General features: G+C 65.7%; 14 protein-coding genes. 10 read left to right on the forward strand and 4 right to left on the reverse strand.

Translation table 11 applies throughout. The features are described from left to right. Nucleotides 1–138 precede the first annotated feature (138 nt). The 6 genes from murI (at nucleotide 139) to ACQR2C_RS06470 (ending at nucleotide 5494) form a co-directional block, all read left to right on the forward strand. Nucleotides 139–936 (forward strand): glutamate racemase, encoded by a 798-nt coding sequence (gene murI, locus ACQR2C_RS06445; protein ID WP_316215935.1) that lies wholly within the window; start codon nucleotides 139–141, stop codon nucleotides 934–936. A gap of 12 nt (nucleotides 937–948) precedes the next feature. Then, on the forward strand, nucleotides 949–1722 hold the full coding sequence (locus ACQR2C_RS06450) for an HpcH/HpaI aldolase family protein (protein WP_316215934.1): 774 nt from the start codon (nucleotides 949–951) through the stop codon (nucleotides 1720–1722). A gap of 217 nt (nucleotides 1723–1939) precedes the next feature. Then, complete coding sequence (locus tag ACQR2C_RS06455) at nucleotides 1940–2764, forward strand: acyltransferase (RefSeq protein ID WP_434880728.1); 825 nt, start codon at nucleotides 1940–1942, stop codon at nucleotides 2762–2764. 214 nt (nucleotides 2765–2978) lie between these two features. Further along, nucleotides 2979–3596 (forward strand): 30S ribosomal protein S4, encoded by a 618-nt coding sequence (gene rpsD, locus ACQR2C_RS06460; RefSeq protein ID WP_434880729.1) that lies wholly within the window; start codon nucleotides 2979–2981, stop codon nucleotides 3594–3596. A gap of 203 nt (nucleotides 3597–3799) precedes the next feature. Next, complete coding sequence (locus tag ACQR2C_RS06465) at nucleotides 3800–4354, forward strand: hypothetical protein (RefSeq protein ID WP_434880730.1); 555 nt, start codon at nucleotides 3800–3802, stop codon at nucleotides 4352–4354. Between the two features lie 72 nt (nucleotides 4355–4426). Further along, nucleotides 4427–5494 (forward strand): threonine aldolase family protein, encoded by a 1068-nt coding sequence (locus ACQR2C_RS06470; RefSeq protein WP_434880731.1) that lies wholly within the window; start codon nucleotides 4427–4429, stop codon nucleotides 5492–5494. A 146-nt stretch (nucleotides 5495–5640) separates the two neighbouring features. On the opposite strand, the gene grxD is transcribed toward ACQR2C_RS06470, so the two are convergent. Further along, entirely contained in the window at nucleotides 5641–5979 is a 339-nt protein-coding gene (grxD, locus tag ACQR2C_RS06475; protein WP_006609190.1) for a Grx4 family monothiol glutaredoxin, read from the reverse strand. Between the two features lie 304 nt (nucleotides 5980–6283). On the opposite strand from grxD, the gene egtB reads away from it, so the two are divergent. Beyond that, the gene (gene egtB / locus ACQR2C_RS06480) at nucleotides 6284–7534 is read left to right on the forward strand and encodes an ergothioneine biosynthesis protein EgtB (RefSeq protein WP_434880732.1); all 1251 of its coding nucleotides are present in this window, start codon (nucleotides 6284–6286) and stop codon (nucleotides 7532–7534) included. Between the two features lie 56 nt (nucleotides 7535–7590). Continuing rightward, nucleotides 7591–8562, forward strand: coding sequence for an L-histidine N(alpha)-methyltransferase (egtD, locus tag ACQR2C_RS06485; protein WP_434880733.1), 972 nt, complete (start codon nucleotides 7591–7593; stop codon nucleotides 8560–8562). Here egtD and ACQR2C_RS06490 read toward each other — a convergent pair. Together ACQR2C_RS06490 and ACQR2C_RS06495 are read right to left on the reverse strand one after the other, a co-directional pair. Continuing rightward, a complete protein-coding gene (locus ACQR2C_RS06490; RefSeq protein ID WP_434880734.1) occupies nucleotides 8538–9740 on the reverse strand; it encodes a low temperature requirement protein A in 1203 nt (400 codons plus the stop codon). The two genes, egtD and ACQR2C_RS06490, sit on opposite strands and share 25 nt — an antisense overlap. A 39-nt stretch (nucleotides 9741–9779) precedes the next feature. Then, a complete protein-coding gene (locus ACQR2C_RS06495) occupies nucleotides 9780–10019 on the reverse strand; it encodes a BolA family protein (protein WP_431334545.1) in 240 nt (79 codons plus the stop codon). A gap of 252 nt (nucleotides 10020–10271) precedes the next feature. On the opposite strand from ACQR2C_RS06495, the gene ACQR2C_RS06500 reads away from it, so the two are divergent. Then, on the forward strand, nucleotides 10272–10637 hold the full coding sequence (locus ACQR2C_RS06500; protein ID WP_316183081.1) for a DUF427 domain-containing protein: 366 nt from the start codon (nucleotides 10272–10274) through the stop codon (nucleotides 10635–10637). Between the two features lie 80 nt (nucleotides 10638–10717). On the opposite strand, the gene ACQR2C_RS06505 is transcribed toward ACQR2C_RS06500, so the two are convergent. Next, the gene (locus ACQR2C_RS06505) at nucleotides 10718–10891 is read right to left on the reverse strand and encodes a DUF1328 domain-containing protein (protein WP_009031962.1); all 174 of its coding nucleotides are present in this window, start codon (nucleotides 10889–10891) and stop codon (nucleotides 10718–10720) included. Nucleotides 10892–11320: 429 nt separating this feature from the next. Between ACQR2C_RS06505 and ACQR2C_RS06510 the strand changes: the two genes are divergently transcribed. Next, on the forward strand, nucleotides 11321–12517 hold the full coding sequence (locus tag ACQR2C_RS06510; protein WP_316183080.1) for an acyltransferase family protein: 1197 nt from the start codon (nucleotides 11321–11323) through the stop codon (nucleotides 12515–12517). Nucleotides 12518–12663: the final 146 nt, after the last annotated feature.

Here is a 12663-nt window from a genome sequence, read left to right on the forward strand (position 1 = left end):
CTGGATGGCCAGCTTGGCCCACATGCGCGTTTTTGAACCTTCCCTTCTGCCGCTGGAACACACCCAAGCGCCTCACTGCCGCCAAACCCCGCAGAAAAACCGACTGAATCGCCCCTCCCATTCCGGTACACTCGCCGCGTGACCCATCGCCCTACGATTCTCGTGTTCGACTCCGGCCTCGGCGGCCTGTCCGTGCTGCGCGAGGTGGTGCGGGCGCGGCCTGACGCCCACTACGTCTATGTCGCCGACGACGCCTTCTTTCCCTACGGCCATCACAGCGAGCGGGCGCTGGTCGCCCGCGTGGTGCCGCTGATGGGCGAGCTGATCGCCGCGCACCGGCCCGACCTCGTCGTGATCGCCTGCAACACTGCCTCCGTGCAGACGCTGGCGCCGCTGCGGGCCGCCTACCCCACGCCCTTCGTCGGCACCGTGCCGGCGATCAAGCCGGCCTGCGCGCAGTCAAAGACCAGGCGCGTCTCCGTGCTCGGCACCAAGGCGACCGTGCAGCGCGAATATACCCACGCGCTGATCCGCGATTTTGCGCAAGGCTGCAACCTCACCCTGGTCGGCTCGCCGGAGCTTGCGTCACTGGCGGAGGCCGCGCTCAGCGGAACGCAGGTCAGCGACGCGGCCATCGCCGCCGAGATCGCACCCTGCTTCGTGGGCGACGCCGCCGATCCCGCTGATCGCACCGACACGGTCGTGCTCGCTTGCACGCATTATCCGCTGCTGCTCGACCGGCTCGAACGCCTGGCGCCCTGGCCCGTCACCTGGATCGATCCGGCACCGGCGATCGCGCGCCGCGTCGTCGACCTGCTGGGCCCCCCGGCTGGCGACGCCGACGATGGCGGCGCCACCATGATCTTCACCTCGAACAAGCCACATCAGCTCGGCCGCGCGCTCACGCCCTATTTCGGCGGCCGCGTCCCGGCCTGACGGAGACCGCCGATGTCCGCACCGCCCCAACGGCTCAACCGCCTCAAGCAGGCCTGGCGCGACAAGCGGCCGACGTTCGGCGCCATCGCCACCATCCCGAGCATCCAGACCGTGCGCATCATGGCGCAACAGCTCGACTGGATCATCGTCGACCTCGAGCATGGGCCGATCGATCTCTCCACCGCGCACGCGATGATCACCGCCACCGCGGGCACGCCCTGCGTGCCGCTGGTGCGGATCGCCGCCAACGAGCCGCATCTGGCGAAGGCGCCGATGGACCTCGGCGCGCTCGGCATCAACTTCCCGATGATTTCGAGCCGAGCGGACGCCGAGAAGGCGGTGCGCAGCGTGCGCTACCCACCCCGCGGCGACCGCCTGTGGGGTCCGTTCCACGCGCCGTTCCACTGGAACGTGTCGATGGCGGATTACATGGCGACGGCCGATGACGACATGATCTGCATGGTCACGATCGAGCATGTCGAAGCGGTCGAGCGCATCGACGAGATCATGGCCACGCCCGGCATCGACATCGCGGTGATCGGCCCGGGCGATCTCGCGACCTCGATCAACAAGCGCGGGCAACTCGATGATCCCCTGGTGAAATCCCTCATCGCCCGCGCCGAGGCCGGCATCCTCAGATCGGGCGTGCCGATCGGCGGCGCCGCGCGCAGCGCCGATCAGGCCAATGCGATGATCGCGCGCGGCTACGTCGCGCTGGCGCTCGGCTTCGACTGGTCCCTGTTCCAGCGCGGCATTGCCGCAAGCTTCGAGGGGATCAAGCGCTGAGTCCGTGCCGCTTCACGTTCCAAACGAAAAGCAGGATTGGAGGCGAAGCCCATGACGAAGAAGACGATTTTGGGCGTGGCACGGGCCGTGCTCGGGCCGCCGGCCGCACCGGCACCCTAGAGCGGCGCTTCCGTAACCCGGCCTGCGGTGTTAACAGCAGCCGCCGCCGGGGAGCCGGATCAGGCCAAGCAGAACGAACGGGAGCGACAGGTCCAGGATGCGCGGAACGACCAGGCCGATTTCGCTGCACCGCCGTCTGATCATCGATCTGATGCATGCCTCGCGCGGCGTGCCGTTCGTATCGCTGGCCCGGACGATCCAGATCGGTCCGCTGCTGGAGGCCCGCGCCGCGGCCGTCCACCCGCCCGGTTTCGCCGCGATCTTCGTCAAGGCGTTCGCCCTGGTCGCCCGTGACGAGCCGGTCCTGCGCACGCTCTATACCGGCTGGCCGCGGCGCTGCCTTTACGAGCTGCCGCGCAGCGTCGCCACCGTCACCATTGCCCGGGTCGAGAATGGCGAGGATTGCGTGCTGCCGCAGCGCGTCTCCGCCCCCGAAGCCATGTCGCTGGCCGAGATCGACGCGGTCATCCGGCAGGGCAAGGAGGCGCCGGTCGGGGACGTCGCCATGTTCCGTAAGATCATGCGGGCGACCCGGCTGCCGCTGCCGCTGCGCCGGTTCGCCTGGTGGGTCGGGCTGAATTTCGGCCGCCAGCGCGCCAACTGGTTCGGCAATTTCTCGGTCACCAGCGTCGCCGCGTGCGGCGGCGGCCAGCTCCTCGCCCTGAGCCCGGGACCGTTCATCATCAATTACGACGTCGTCGGGCCGGACCAGACGATTGCCATCCTGATCCGCTGGGATCACCGGGTTACCGACGGTGCCATGATCGCCCGGACGGCGATCCGGCTCGAACAGGTGCTGAACGGGGAGATCGCGGCCGAACTGCGGGCCCGCCCGGTTCCCGGGCGCGGGCCGGCGGAGGCTGACCCGGGATGCGAGGCGGGGCGGCGGAAAATGACCGTCCTGAAGGGGCCGAAAGGGTGATTTTGCCGGCAAAAGCGGCGGTTGCGGTTTGACAAGCCGGCAGTTTCTCGCCTAAGAACCCCCTGCTCGCGGGCCGCTTTCGGCCCGCGTTGCGTTTCGCGACCCGTGGCCTTCTCCCTTCATGCTTTGGGGAGGGGCCTGTCGGTGGACCGGGTTTCCCGGACACACAGGAGGGCGCGTTTCCTCAATCCCTAACTTGATCGAAGAGGACGCGATGACTAAGCGCAGTGAGGCGAAGTACAAGATCGATCGCCGCATGGGCCAGAACATCTGGGGCCGCCCGAAGAGCCCCGTCAACCGTCGTGAATACGGCCCCGGCCAGCACGGCCAGCGCCGCAAGGGCAAGCTCTCCGACTTCGGCGTGCAGCTGCGCGCCAAGCAGAAGCTCAAGGGCTATTACGCCAACATCTCCGAGCGCCAGTTCCACGGCATCTATGTCGAGGCCGGTCGCCTCAAGGGCGACACCGGCGAGAACCTGATCGGCCTGCTCGAGCGCCGTCTCGACAGCGTGGTGTTCCGCGCCAAGTTCGTGTCGACGATGTTCGCCGCCCGCCAGTTCATCAACCACGGCCACATCAAGGTGAACGGCCGCAAGGTCAACATCGCGAGCTACCAGGTCAAGCCGGGCGACGTGATCGAGGTCAAGGAAGCCTCGAAGCAGCTCGCCGTGGTGCTGGAAGCGAGCCAGCTCGCCGAGCGCGACGTCCCCGATTACATCGAGGCCGATCACGGCAAGATGACCGCGAAGTTCATCCGTATCCCGGCGCTGTCGGACGTGCCGTTCGCGGTGCAGATGGAGCCGCATCTGATCGTCGAGTTCTACTCGCGCTGATCTTGACGGAGCTCTGCTCCGATCACATCTGATAATCCGAAGGCCCTGGCACGCGCCGGGGCCTTTCTTTTTGGGCTTCCTTTCGGATGGGGCGAACCGATTCCCGAATGCCACACCTGCCACGAAATCGCCCCAACCTGGGCTGACAGCGAATCCGTCCCGTGATTCACTGTCTGCAGTTGTAAAGTAGCGGGGCGTTCGCCATGGAGTTCAACAGGCGCAATATCATCTTTGGTGCGTTGCCGACCGATGCGGTCGGCGCCCCGCCTCTGCCGCCGTTGCGGGCGCCGCCGCTCACCGCTCCGCCGTTACGCGCACGGACCTCCGGCGTCCGCTATCGCTTCAACGATGGCGTCTATCCCTCGACTGTCTTCGACATCCTCGAACGCTCCTGCTGGCACGTCCAGTCCGATGCGACAGCCCATGTGATCCGCCATGTCGGCACCGGGCTCACCTTTGCCGACGCGCAGCTTCGCCATGATCCCTATGCGCTCGAGCTCCTCCACTGTTTCGACGACTCGCGCGAGCTCACCGACGAATGGCACACCATGCTGGTCGGCTGGGCCGCGGTGAACATGGGCTGGAACGTCAAGCGGCAGCGGCCGGGCGCAGCGCTGCTTCTTTCACCGTCGCGACAGAGCCCGATGGACCCCTGGGTGTTCGACTGCACCGAGGCGCCGCCGCTGGTCGCCGAGCCAATCGAGAACAAGCCGTTGCGGCGGCCGGACATCTGGCTTAACCCGCCGCGCGCGGCGTAATCGAGCAGGCGTTTTGCGGGGAGGACGCGAGTTGGGTAAGGTCCGGTCGTGATAAGCGAACGAGGACTGCCGATGTATTACACCCCGCCCCCGCGCGATCCCAAGGCGCCGCCCGTGCGCGTCAATCTGCTGTCGGACACGCAGACCCGCCCGACACAAGCGATGCGCGAAGCGATGGCGCGGGCCGAGGTCGGCGACGAGCAGATCGGCGACGATCCGACCGTGCACGAGCTCACCGCCCGCGTCGCTGCGCTGCTCGGCAAGGAGGCCGCGGTGCTGATGCCGTCGGGTACGATGTGCAACGTCGCCGCGACGCTGGTGCATTGCCGCCCCGGCGACGAGATCCTGGCGCATGAGACCGCGCACATCATCTCGCGCGAGGGCGGCGCGCATGCGGCGCTCGGTGGTTTCCAAGTGACGCAGCTGAAGGGCCCCGACGGGCAGTTCACGCCGGAGACGTTTCGCGCCGCGCTGCATCCGCGCAGCCGCTATCAGCCGCCGCAGACCGTGGTGAGCGTCGAGCAGACCGCCAATATCGGCGGCGGCACGATCTGGAAGAAGACTGATCTCGACGAGATCGTGCAGATTGCGAAGTCACAGGGCATGGCGACGCATATGGACGGCGCCCGCCTGCTCAATGCCACTGTCGCCACCGGCATTCCGGCGGCCGAGATGGCCGCCGGCTGGGATTCGGCCTGGATCGATTTCTCCAAGGGGCTGGGCGCGCCGATCGGCGGCGTGCTCGCCGGCAGCGCCGCCTTCATCGACGAAGTCTGGCGCTGGAAGCAGCGACTCGGCGGCGCGATGCGCCAGGCAGGAATCGTCGCAGCCGCCTGCATCTACGCGCTCGATCATCACGTCGACCGGCTCGCCGAGGATCACGCCAATGCGCGGGCGCTGGCGCGCGGGCTGTCGCAGATCCAGGGTGTCGAGGTCCAGGAGCCCGAGACCAATCTGGTGTTCTTCAAGCCCGACGGCGCCGGCGTCGCCGGCGACAAGATGGTGAATGAACTACGCAAGCGCGGCGTGCTGCTCGCGATGATGGACGGCCGCATCCGCGCCTGCACCCATCTCGACGTGAGCGCGGCCATGATCGAAGAGACAGTCGGCCACGTCAGGGAGATCGTTCGCGGCGCATGAGGATCATGGCGCGAGCGTCTCTAAATCAATCGGTGCGCATCGCTCGCGATGCGCGCCGAGCTCGGCGGCCGTCTGCTGAGCAAAGACCAGTTCACGGCGTTGATGATGGCGTCAACGCCGTGTTGTCTGCTGGTGCGGTGCGGAGCTCAGGCGGAGGCCGCCGTGCCGACCGGGATGCCCTTGTCGGTGAACAGCTGCTGCAGCTCGCCGCTCTGGAACATCTCGCGCACGATATCGCAGCCGCCGACGAACTCGCCCTTCACATAGAGCTGCGGAATCGTCGGCCAGTTCGAGAACGTCTTGATGCCGTTGCGCAGCTCGGCGGATTCGAGCACGTTGAGGCCCTTATAGCCGACGCCGACATGGTCGAGGATCTGCACGACCTGGCCGGAAAATCCGCATTGCGGAAACTGCGGCGTCCCCTTCATGAACAGGACGACATCGTTTGACTTCACTTCATTGTCAATGAATTGCTCAATGCTCATCTTCGCTTCCTCTAGGGCGCCTCAAGGAACGCCTGGGGCTCGGTGCGCGCTGATCGCCACCGGACGGACTTCGTCCGCGGCCGACCGTCACTTCTTTATATGTAGCGCAAACCGTTGTTCAACCAAAGTAAAATGCCGAGGATCGGCCCGCGCCCCGGGCCCCCGGCCGGACCATAGGCTGACGGCAGCAATATTATAGCCGCCACGAGGGTTTCATCCCGTAACCAAGCCCCTATTTAGGACGAACTGTCGAAAGGAACTTGTTCCGTCGAACATCGTTTTCTGCTGGCAAACGGAGACTCTCGTGACCAGTTCTGCCTCCGCTACGGCCCCGATCCCCGTCACTGATGCGCTTCAGACCAGGTCCGGCTCCCTCGCCGGGCGCCTGATCGAGGCGTACCTCGCCGTTCGGGGCGAGACCGAGCGGCGCTCGGCGCCGCTGAGCCCGGAGGATCAGGTCATCCAGTCGATGCCGGACGCCAGTCCGGCCAAATGGCACCGCGCCCATACGACCTGGTTTTTCGAGCAGTTCGTGCTGGGCGAGCACTGCCGGGGATATACGCCTTTTCACGCCGATTACGCGTACCTGTTCAATTCCTATTACGTCAGTGCCGGCCCGCGCCACACGCGGGGCGAGCGCGGCCTGATCACCCGTCCGGGCGCGGCCGACGTCACGGCGTATCGGCGGCATGTCGATGCGGCGATCGTCGACTTCCTGGGCAGCGCCGAGCCTGCCACATTGGCCGCGGTGGCGCCGCTGGTGGAGGTCGGTCTCAACCATGAGCAGCAGCATCAGGAGTTGATGCTCACCGACATCCTGCATGCGTTCGCGCAGAACCCGACGGCCCCAGCCTACGATCCATCCTGGATCTTCCCTGCGCCAGCGGCAACGGGCGAGGATTGGGTTCGCCTGCCCGAGGGCATCCATACGGTCGGGCACGCCGGCGATGGTTACCATTTCGACAATGAGGAGCCAGCCCATCGCGCGCTCGTCGGGCCGGTGGGGATCGCGCGCAATCTCGTCACCAATGCCGAGTGGCTCGCCTTCATGGATGACGGCGGCTACCGGACCGCCACGCTCTGGCTCATGGACGGCTTCGCCGCCGCCAGCCGCGAGGGCTGGCAGGCTCCCGGGCATTGGTACAAGGTCGAGGGCGAATGGCGCATCATGACGCTGGGCGGACTGCGGCCGGTCGATCCGGATGCACCAGTGTGCCACGTCAGCTACTACGAGGCCGACGCGTTCGCGCGCTGGCGCGGCAAGCATCTGCCGACCGAGATGGAGTGGGAGGTCGCCGCCCGCGCCAACCAGCTCAACGATGCCTTCGGCATCGTCTGGCAGTGGACCCGCAGCGCCTACAGCCCCTATCCCGGCTATCGTGCCATGGAAGGCGCGCTCGGCGAGTACAACGGCAAGTTCATGGTCAATCAGCTGGTGCTGCGCGGCTCGTCGCTCGCGACGCCGGCAGGCCACAGCCGCGTCAGCTATCGCAACTTCTTCTATCCGCATCATCGTTGGCAGTTCACCGGGCTCCGGCTCGCGGACTACGCCTGAGCCATCAGCATTCGTTGCCCGACAGTCGCGCGTGTGTGCGCGTCCAGGAGAGTATCATGAACGTGCACGTCAACGCGCTGCTCGACGCCCATCTCCCCGACGACAAGACGTCGGCCTTTGCGACAGACGCGGTCGCAGGCCTCACCCGGCAGCCCAAGCAGCTATCGCCGAAATATTTCTACGACGCCGCCGGATCCGACCTGTTCGAGCAGATCACGCGCCTGCCGGAGTACTATCCGACCCGCACCGAGCTCGGCATCCTCAGGGATCGCGGTGCCGAGATCGCTGCGATCATTCCCGACGACGCCGCGCTGGTCGAGTTCGGCGCCGGAGCCACCACCAAGGTGCGGCTGCTGCTGGAGAGCTGCCGCTTTGCGGCCTATGTGCCGGTCGATATCTCCGGCGAGTTCCTGACCGCACAGGCCGACAGCCTGCGCCGCGACTTCCCGCAGCTTGCCGTGCACCCTGTCATCGCCGACTTCACCACGGCGTTCAAACTACCTGACGCCATCGAAGGCAAGCCGAAGGTCGGCTTCTTTCCGGGATCGACGATCGGCAATTTCGAGCCGCACGAGGCCTGCCGCTTCCTGCGCTCGGCACGCGAGATCCTCGGGACCGGCGCGCTGATGATCGTCGGGGTCGACCTCGAGAAGGACGAACGCGTCCTGCATGCCGCCTACAACGACGCCGCCGGCGTGACCGCGCGCTTCAATCTCAATCTGCTGTTGCGGATCAACCGGGAGCTCGGCGGCAATTTCGACCTCTCCGCCTTCGTTCACCGCGCGATCTACAATCGCGAGCAGCACCGCATCGAGATGCATCTGGTCGCCCGGAAGCCGCAGACCGTGCGGTTGCTCGGCACCACCCTCTCGTTCCGGGCCGGCGAGAGCATCCACACCGAGAACAGCTACAAATACAGCATCGAGCGCTTCGGCGCGCTGGCCCGCGGCTCCGGCTGGAAAGTCCAGACCGTGTGGACGGATGCCGAGAAGATGTTCTCGGTTCAGGCGCTCGTCGCCGAAGCGTGAGGCTCCGGCTTCGACCGCAACGACAGCGTCTCCCACAGCGCGACGATCGCCAGTAGCGCGCTCGTCAGCGCCGAAAGCACGAGCGGCGACAATTCGGTCGCGAACCAGCCGAGCCCGATCAGCGCCAGCAGGCCAGCGCCGTGCGATAGCTGCAGGAAACCGCGGATGTTGAACTTGAAGAGGATGGTCCCGAGCAGAAACACGAACGGACCGCCGATCGTCGTCGCCGCCGCATTCAGGTCGGTATGCCCGAGGGGGTGCTTCAGGACGATCTCGTCCGACACCGCCGAAACGATGATGCCGGCGACAATCGGCATGTGCAAGTAGGTGTAGGCCGAGCGCGCCATCAGCCCGGATTGCGCCGACTGCGAAATCACCTCCGATCCCGCCTCAGCGCCGCGGTTGAAATACACCGCCCACATCGCCACCGTGCCGATGAAGGCGCTGGCAAAGGCGGCAATGTTGGCTGCGGTCCAGTCGAGCTCGGCAAAGGTCGCGCCGGTGACGACGATGGATTCGCCGAGCGCGATGATGATGAACAGCGCACAGCGCTCCGCCATGTGGCCGCCTTCGACCATCCAGTCCTCGACGGTGGATGCACCGAGCCCGGGGACCCAGAAGCGGACGGCTGGTGACACATATTCCAGGGTGAGCGCCGCCCCCCACAGCCCCATCCGCGCCGGCCCCTCGGCAAGGCCGCCGAGCAGCCAGAGCACGGCGGAGGCACTGAGCCAGGAGAGAATGCGGGCGGCGTTGCGGCGGACGGCCAATCGCTGCGGCGGCGTCGCGGTCAGCCAGAACGCGGTCCGGCCGACCTGCATGGCGGCGTAGGCCATGGCGAACCACAGGCCGCGGTCCTCGAACGCCCGCGGGATCGACATCGACAGAACGAGGCCCGCAAGCATCAGCGCGAACAGGAGACTTCGGACCAGCGCCTTCTCGGGATCGAGCCAGTTGGTCACCCAGGCGGTGTAGACCCACACCCACCAGACCGCGAGAAACAGAACGGCCGTCTGGGCGGCGCCGAGCGGCGAGAAATGGCCGATCAGATAGTGCGAGATCTGCGTGACCGCGTAGACGAAGACGAGATCGAAGAACAGCTCGACGAACGTGACCCGGCTGTGCCGGTTCGGCTCGATGACGCGAAACAGCGCACCACGCGGATTGTCCACCGCCATCTCCCCCGGATGCGTGCTGCGCGATCTGCCGCTGAATGGTCAGTGCTGGTCCGGTACCCCGGTCTGCAGCGCCAGAGCATGCAGCACGTCACCCATCTGGCCACGCAGCGATTGATAGACGAGCTGGTGCTGCTGCACGCGGGATTTGCCGCGGAACGATTCCGAGATCACCGTCGCGGCGTAGTGGTCGCCGTCGCCAGCGAGATCGCGAATCGTCACCTGGGCGTCAGGGATGGCAGACTTGATCATCTGCTCGATATCGTGGGCATCCATGGGCATCCCAGTGCATCTCCTTGTGTCGGGCAGCGCGGCATCCCGTGGACGATGTAGCCCGCAGGGCCGCGGCTTGGCTGCAGCTCCCATCAGTGGCCCGCCGAGCACGGCGAATCAAGGCGTTCTCGCGGGACCGTGATAGTGAAATCTAGCGCGAACTGCTTTCGAGGTCACGCGCGGAACCACTATATACCGGGATCAGATGACATACGTCGACTGGGTGACGCACCCAAGAGGCCGAATCGTGAGGACGACGACATGAAGCTTCCAGGACCGGATCATCCGATCACCGTCACCCCCAACCCGAAACGCGTACGAGTGATCGCCGACGGGGTCGTGATTGCCGACACCACCCGCGCGTTGACGCTGAAGGAAGCGAGCTACCCCGCGGTTCAATACGTGCCGCGGGCCGACGCCAACATGGCGGCCTTGCAGAAGACTGATCGTGTCACCCATTGTCCGTACAAGGGGGATGCGAGCTATTTCAGCGTCGTCGCCAACGGCAAGACATTGGACAATGCGATCTGGAGCTACGAGGCGCCCTTCCCGGCGATGACCGAGATCTCGGGCCACCTGGCGTTCTATCCGGACAAGGTGCGGATCGAGGAGGTCGCAGCTGATTGAACCCGGTGACAGCCCGCCGCGCGGCGGGCGCGAGGCCATACCGGCGCGGCGGTCGTTTCGATCACTGACCTGATGGCGTGCTACACTCTGAAAATCGTAAGCCCGAGAATCAGGAGCACGAGGAAGATCACCAGGAAGATATAGAACAGGATCCGCGCAATGTCGGCGGAAGCTGCCGAGATGCCGGTGAAGCCGAGAATACCGGCCACCACCGAGATCACGAAGAACAGCAGCGCCCATTTGAGAAGTGTCACGGTATGGTCCTCCGGTTCTGCGCCGTGCCGGCGCGGCGCCTCACTAACGATGAGGCGGGGAACCGGTTCCTTCGGCCATCGGTCCCGGCGCCGAAGAAATGCGCAACCCACGACCGTCCCGGCCGTAACTTCATAGGTCGTCGGTTCGTAAGGATATCGGGAGCGGAAATCGGCATGTGTGAGAAACCGGCTTGCGGACCGCGGCACTTGCTGATTTGCAGCACCAAAGACGACATCTGGTAGTCCGGCGCCGTCATTCGCCCGCTTGCGGGCGACTCCAGCGAATGACGGTGCCATAGGTCACACGAGCTCATCCACTCATTCCGGCTCGCGCAGCCTTGGACGACGTTTGCATGACGCCCCGCGGCGAGGGGGATGCGAACGTCCCATCCGCTGCACGGGCCGGGCAGCAGCGACGCCGGGGGGCGTATGGTCATATCGGTTACACAATCGGCGGCGGCCGCGAAGATCGAGCTTCAGGCCCGCCCGCGCGCCCGGGCGCGCAACGCCGCGCTCGATCACGCCCGGACATTCCTGACGCTGGTGGTGCTGCTCCACCACGCCGTGATTCCCTATACCTATTTCGGGCACACCGATCCGACGTTCTTCCTCGGCTTCGATGCCATCGTGCTGGCCACCGACAGCTTCTTCATGGCCATGTTCTTCTTTCTGTCGGGCCTGTTCGTGTGGTCGGGCCTTGCTCACAAGTCGACGCTGCAGTTCCTGCGTGACCGGCTATTGCGCCTTGGCCTGCCGTTCGCCATCGCAGCCCTGACCGTCATTCCGCTTGCCTATTACGCGATCGAGCTGCGCGCCAATCCGGACGCCACCTTCGCTGCCTTCTGGTGGAAGACGGTCACGGTCGGTCCATGGCCGAGCGGGCCGATCTGGTTCATCTGGGTGCTGCTGGCGTTCGACACCTCGGCAGCCCTTTTGTACCGCGTCTCGCCACGCCTGCTGGATCCGATCAATCGGCTGTCGCAGCGCGCCTTCGAGCATCCGCGCGACTTCTTCTTTGCCTTCCTGCTGATCACAGGCGGACTCTACATCCCGTCCCGGCTCTATTTCGGCCCGACGTTCTGGTTCGAAGCCGGACCGCTCTCGGTGCAGGCCAGCCGCGTCCTGCTCTACGCCGCCTATTTCTACGTCGGGGCTGGCATCGGCTCGGCCAATGTCGAACGTGGCCTGCTGGCCGCAGAAGGGCAGATGTCGCAGCGCGGACTCGGGGCCTGGATCGTGGTTACGCTGGTGCCCTATGCGCTGCTCTGGGTGCTCATCACGATCAAGCGCCAGGTGCTGGGCAATCCCCCCGTGTTGCCGCAATGGTACGAGGCAGCCTATGGCTTCCTGTTCGTCATCTTCAGCGCCGCGATCCTGTTTGCGATCCTGTCCTATTTCCTCAACAACCGCCGCTCGGAATTCTCCGTGCTCGATCGCATGCAGGCCGACGCCTATGGCATGTTCCTGGTGCACTATCCGATCGTGCTGTGGATCCAGTACTGGCTGTTCGACTTCGGCCTGCCCGCCATCGCCAAGGCGACGATCGCCTTTGTCGGCAGCATGCTGCTGAGCTGGGGCGCGACCTGGGTGCTCAGGCAGATTCCGGGGGCGAAGAACGTGTTGTAGGACGGTCCTGCCTCCTCCGTCATTGCGAGGAGCGCAGCGACGACGCAATCCAACCTCCCGCCGGAGCTCTGGATTGCGTCGCTGCGCTCGCAATGAGCGCGTGGAAAGGCACCGCGCTGACAACGTACTCCGCTGTCGTCCTGCGA

The organism is Bradyrhizobium sp. HKCCYLRH3061, from assembly GCF_051168015.1.
Lineage (GTDB): Bacteria > Pseudomonadota > Alphaproteobacteria > Rhizobiales > Xanthobacteraceae > Bradyrhizobium.

Coding starts and splice junctions, on each gene's coding strand:
- ACQR2C_RS06495 (WP_431334545.1), bottom strand. CDS start 10,019: ATGCCCATGGATGCCCACGATATCGAGCAGATGATCAAGTCTGCCATC.
- egtD (WP_434880733.1), top strand. CDS start 7,591: ATGAACGTGCACGTCAACGCGCTGCTCGACGCCCATCTCCCCGACGAC.
- ACQR2C_RS06455 (WP_434880728.1), top strand. CDS start 1,940: ATGCGCGGAACGACCAGGCCGATTTCGCTGCACCGCCGTCTGATCATC.
- ACQR2C_RS06500 (WP_316183081.1), top strand. CDS start 10,272: ATGAAGCTTCCAGGACCGGATCATCCGATCACCGTCACCCCCAACCCG.
- rpsD (WP_434880729.1), top strand. CDS start 2,979: ATGACTAAGCGCAGTGAGGCGAAGTACAAGATCGATCGCCGCATGGGC.
- grxD (WP_006609190.1), bottom strand. CDS start 5,979: ATGAGCATTGAGCAATTCATTGACAATGAAGTGAAGTCAAACGATGTC.
- ACQR2C_RS06470 (WP_434880731.1), top strand. CDS start 4,427: ATGTATTACACCCCGCCCCCGCGCGATCCCAAGGCGCCGCCCGTGCGC.
- ACQR2C_RS06450 (WP_316215934.1), top strand. CDS start 949: ATGTCCGCACCGCCCCAACGGCTCAACCGCCTCAAGCAGGCCTGGCGC.
- ACQR2C_RS06465 (WP_434880730.1), top strand. CDS start 3,800: ATGGAGTTCAACAGGCGCAATATCATCTTTGGTGCGTTGCCGACCGAT.
- ACQR2C_RS06490 (WP_434880734.1), bottom strand. CDS start 9,740: ATGGCGGTGGACAATCCGCGTGGTGCGCTGTTTCGCGTCATCGAGCCG.
- ACQR2C_RS06510 (WP_316183080.1), top strand. CDS start 11,321: ATGGTCATATCGGTTACACAATCGGCGGCGGCCGCGAAGATCGAGCTT.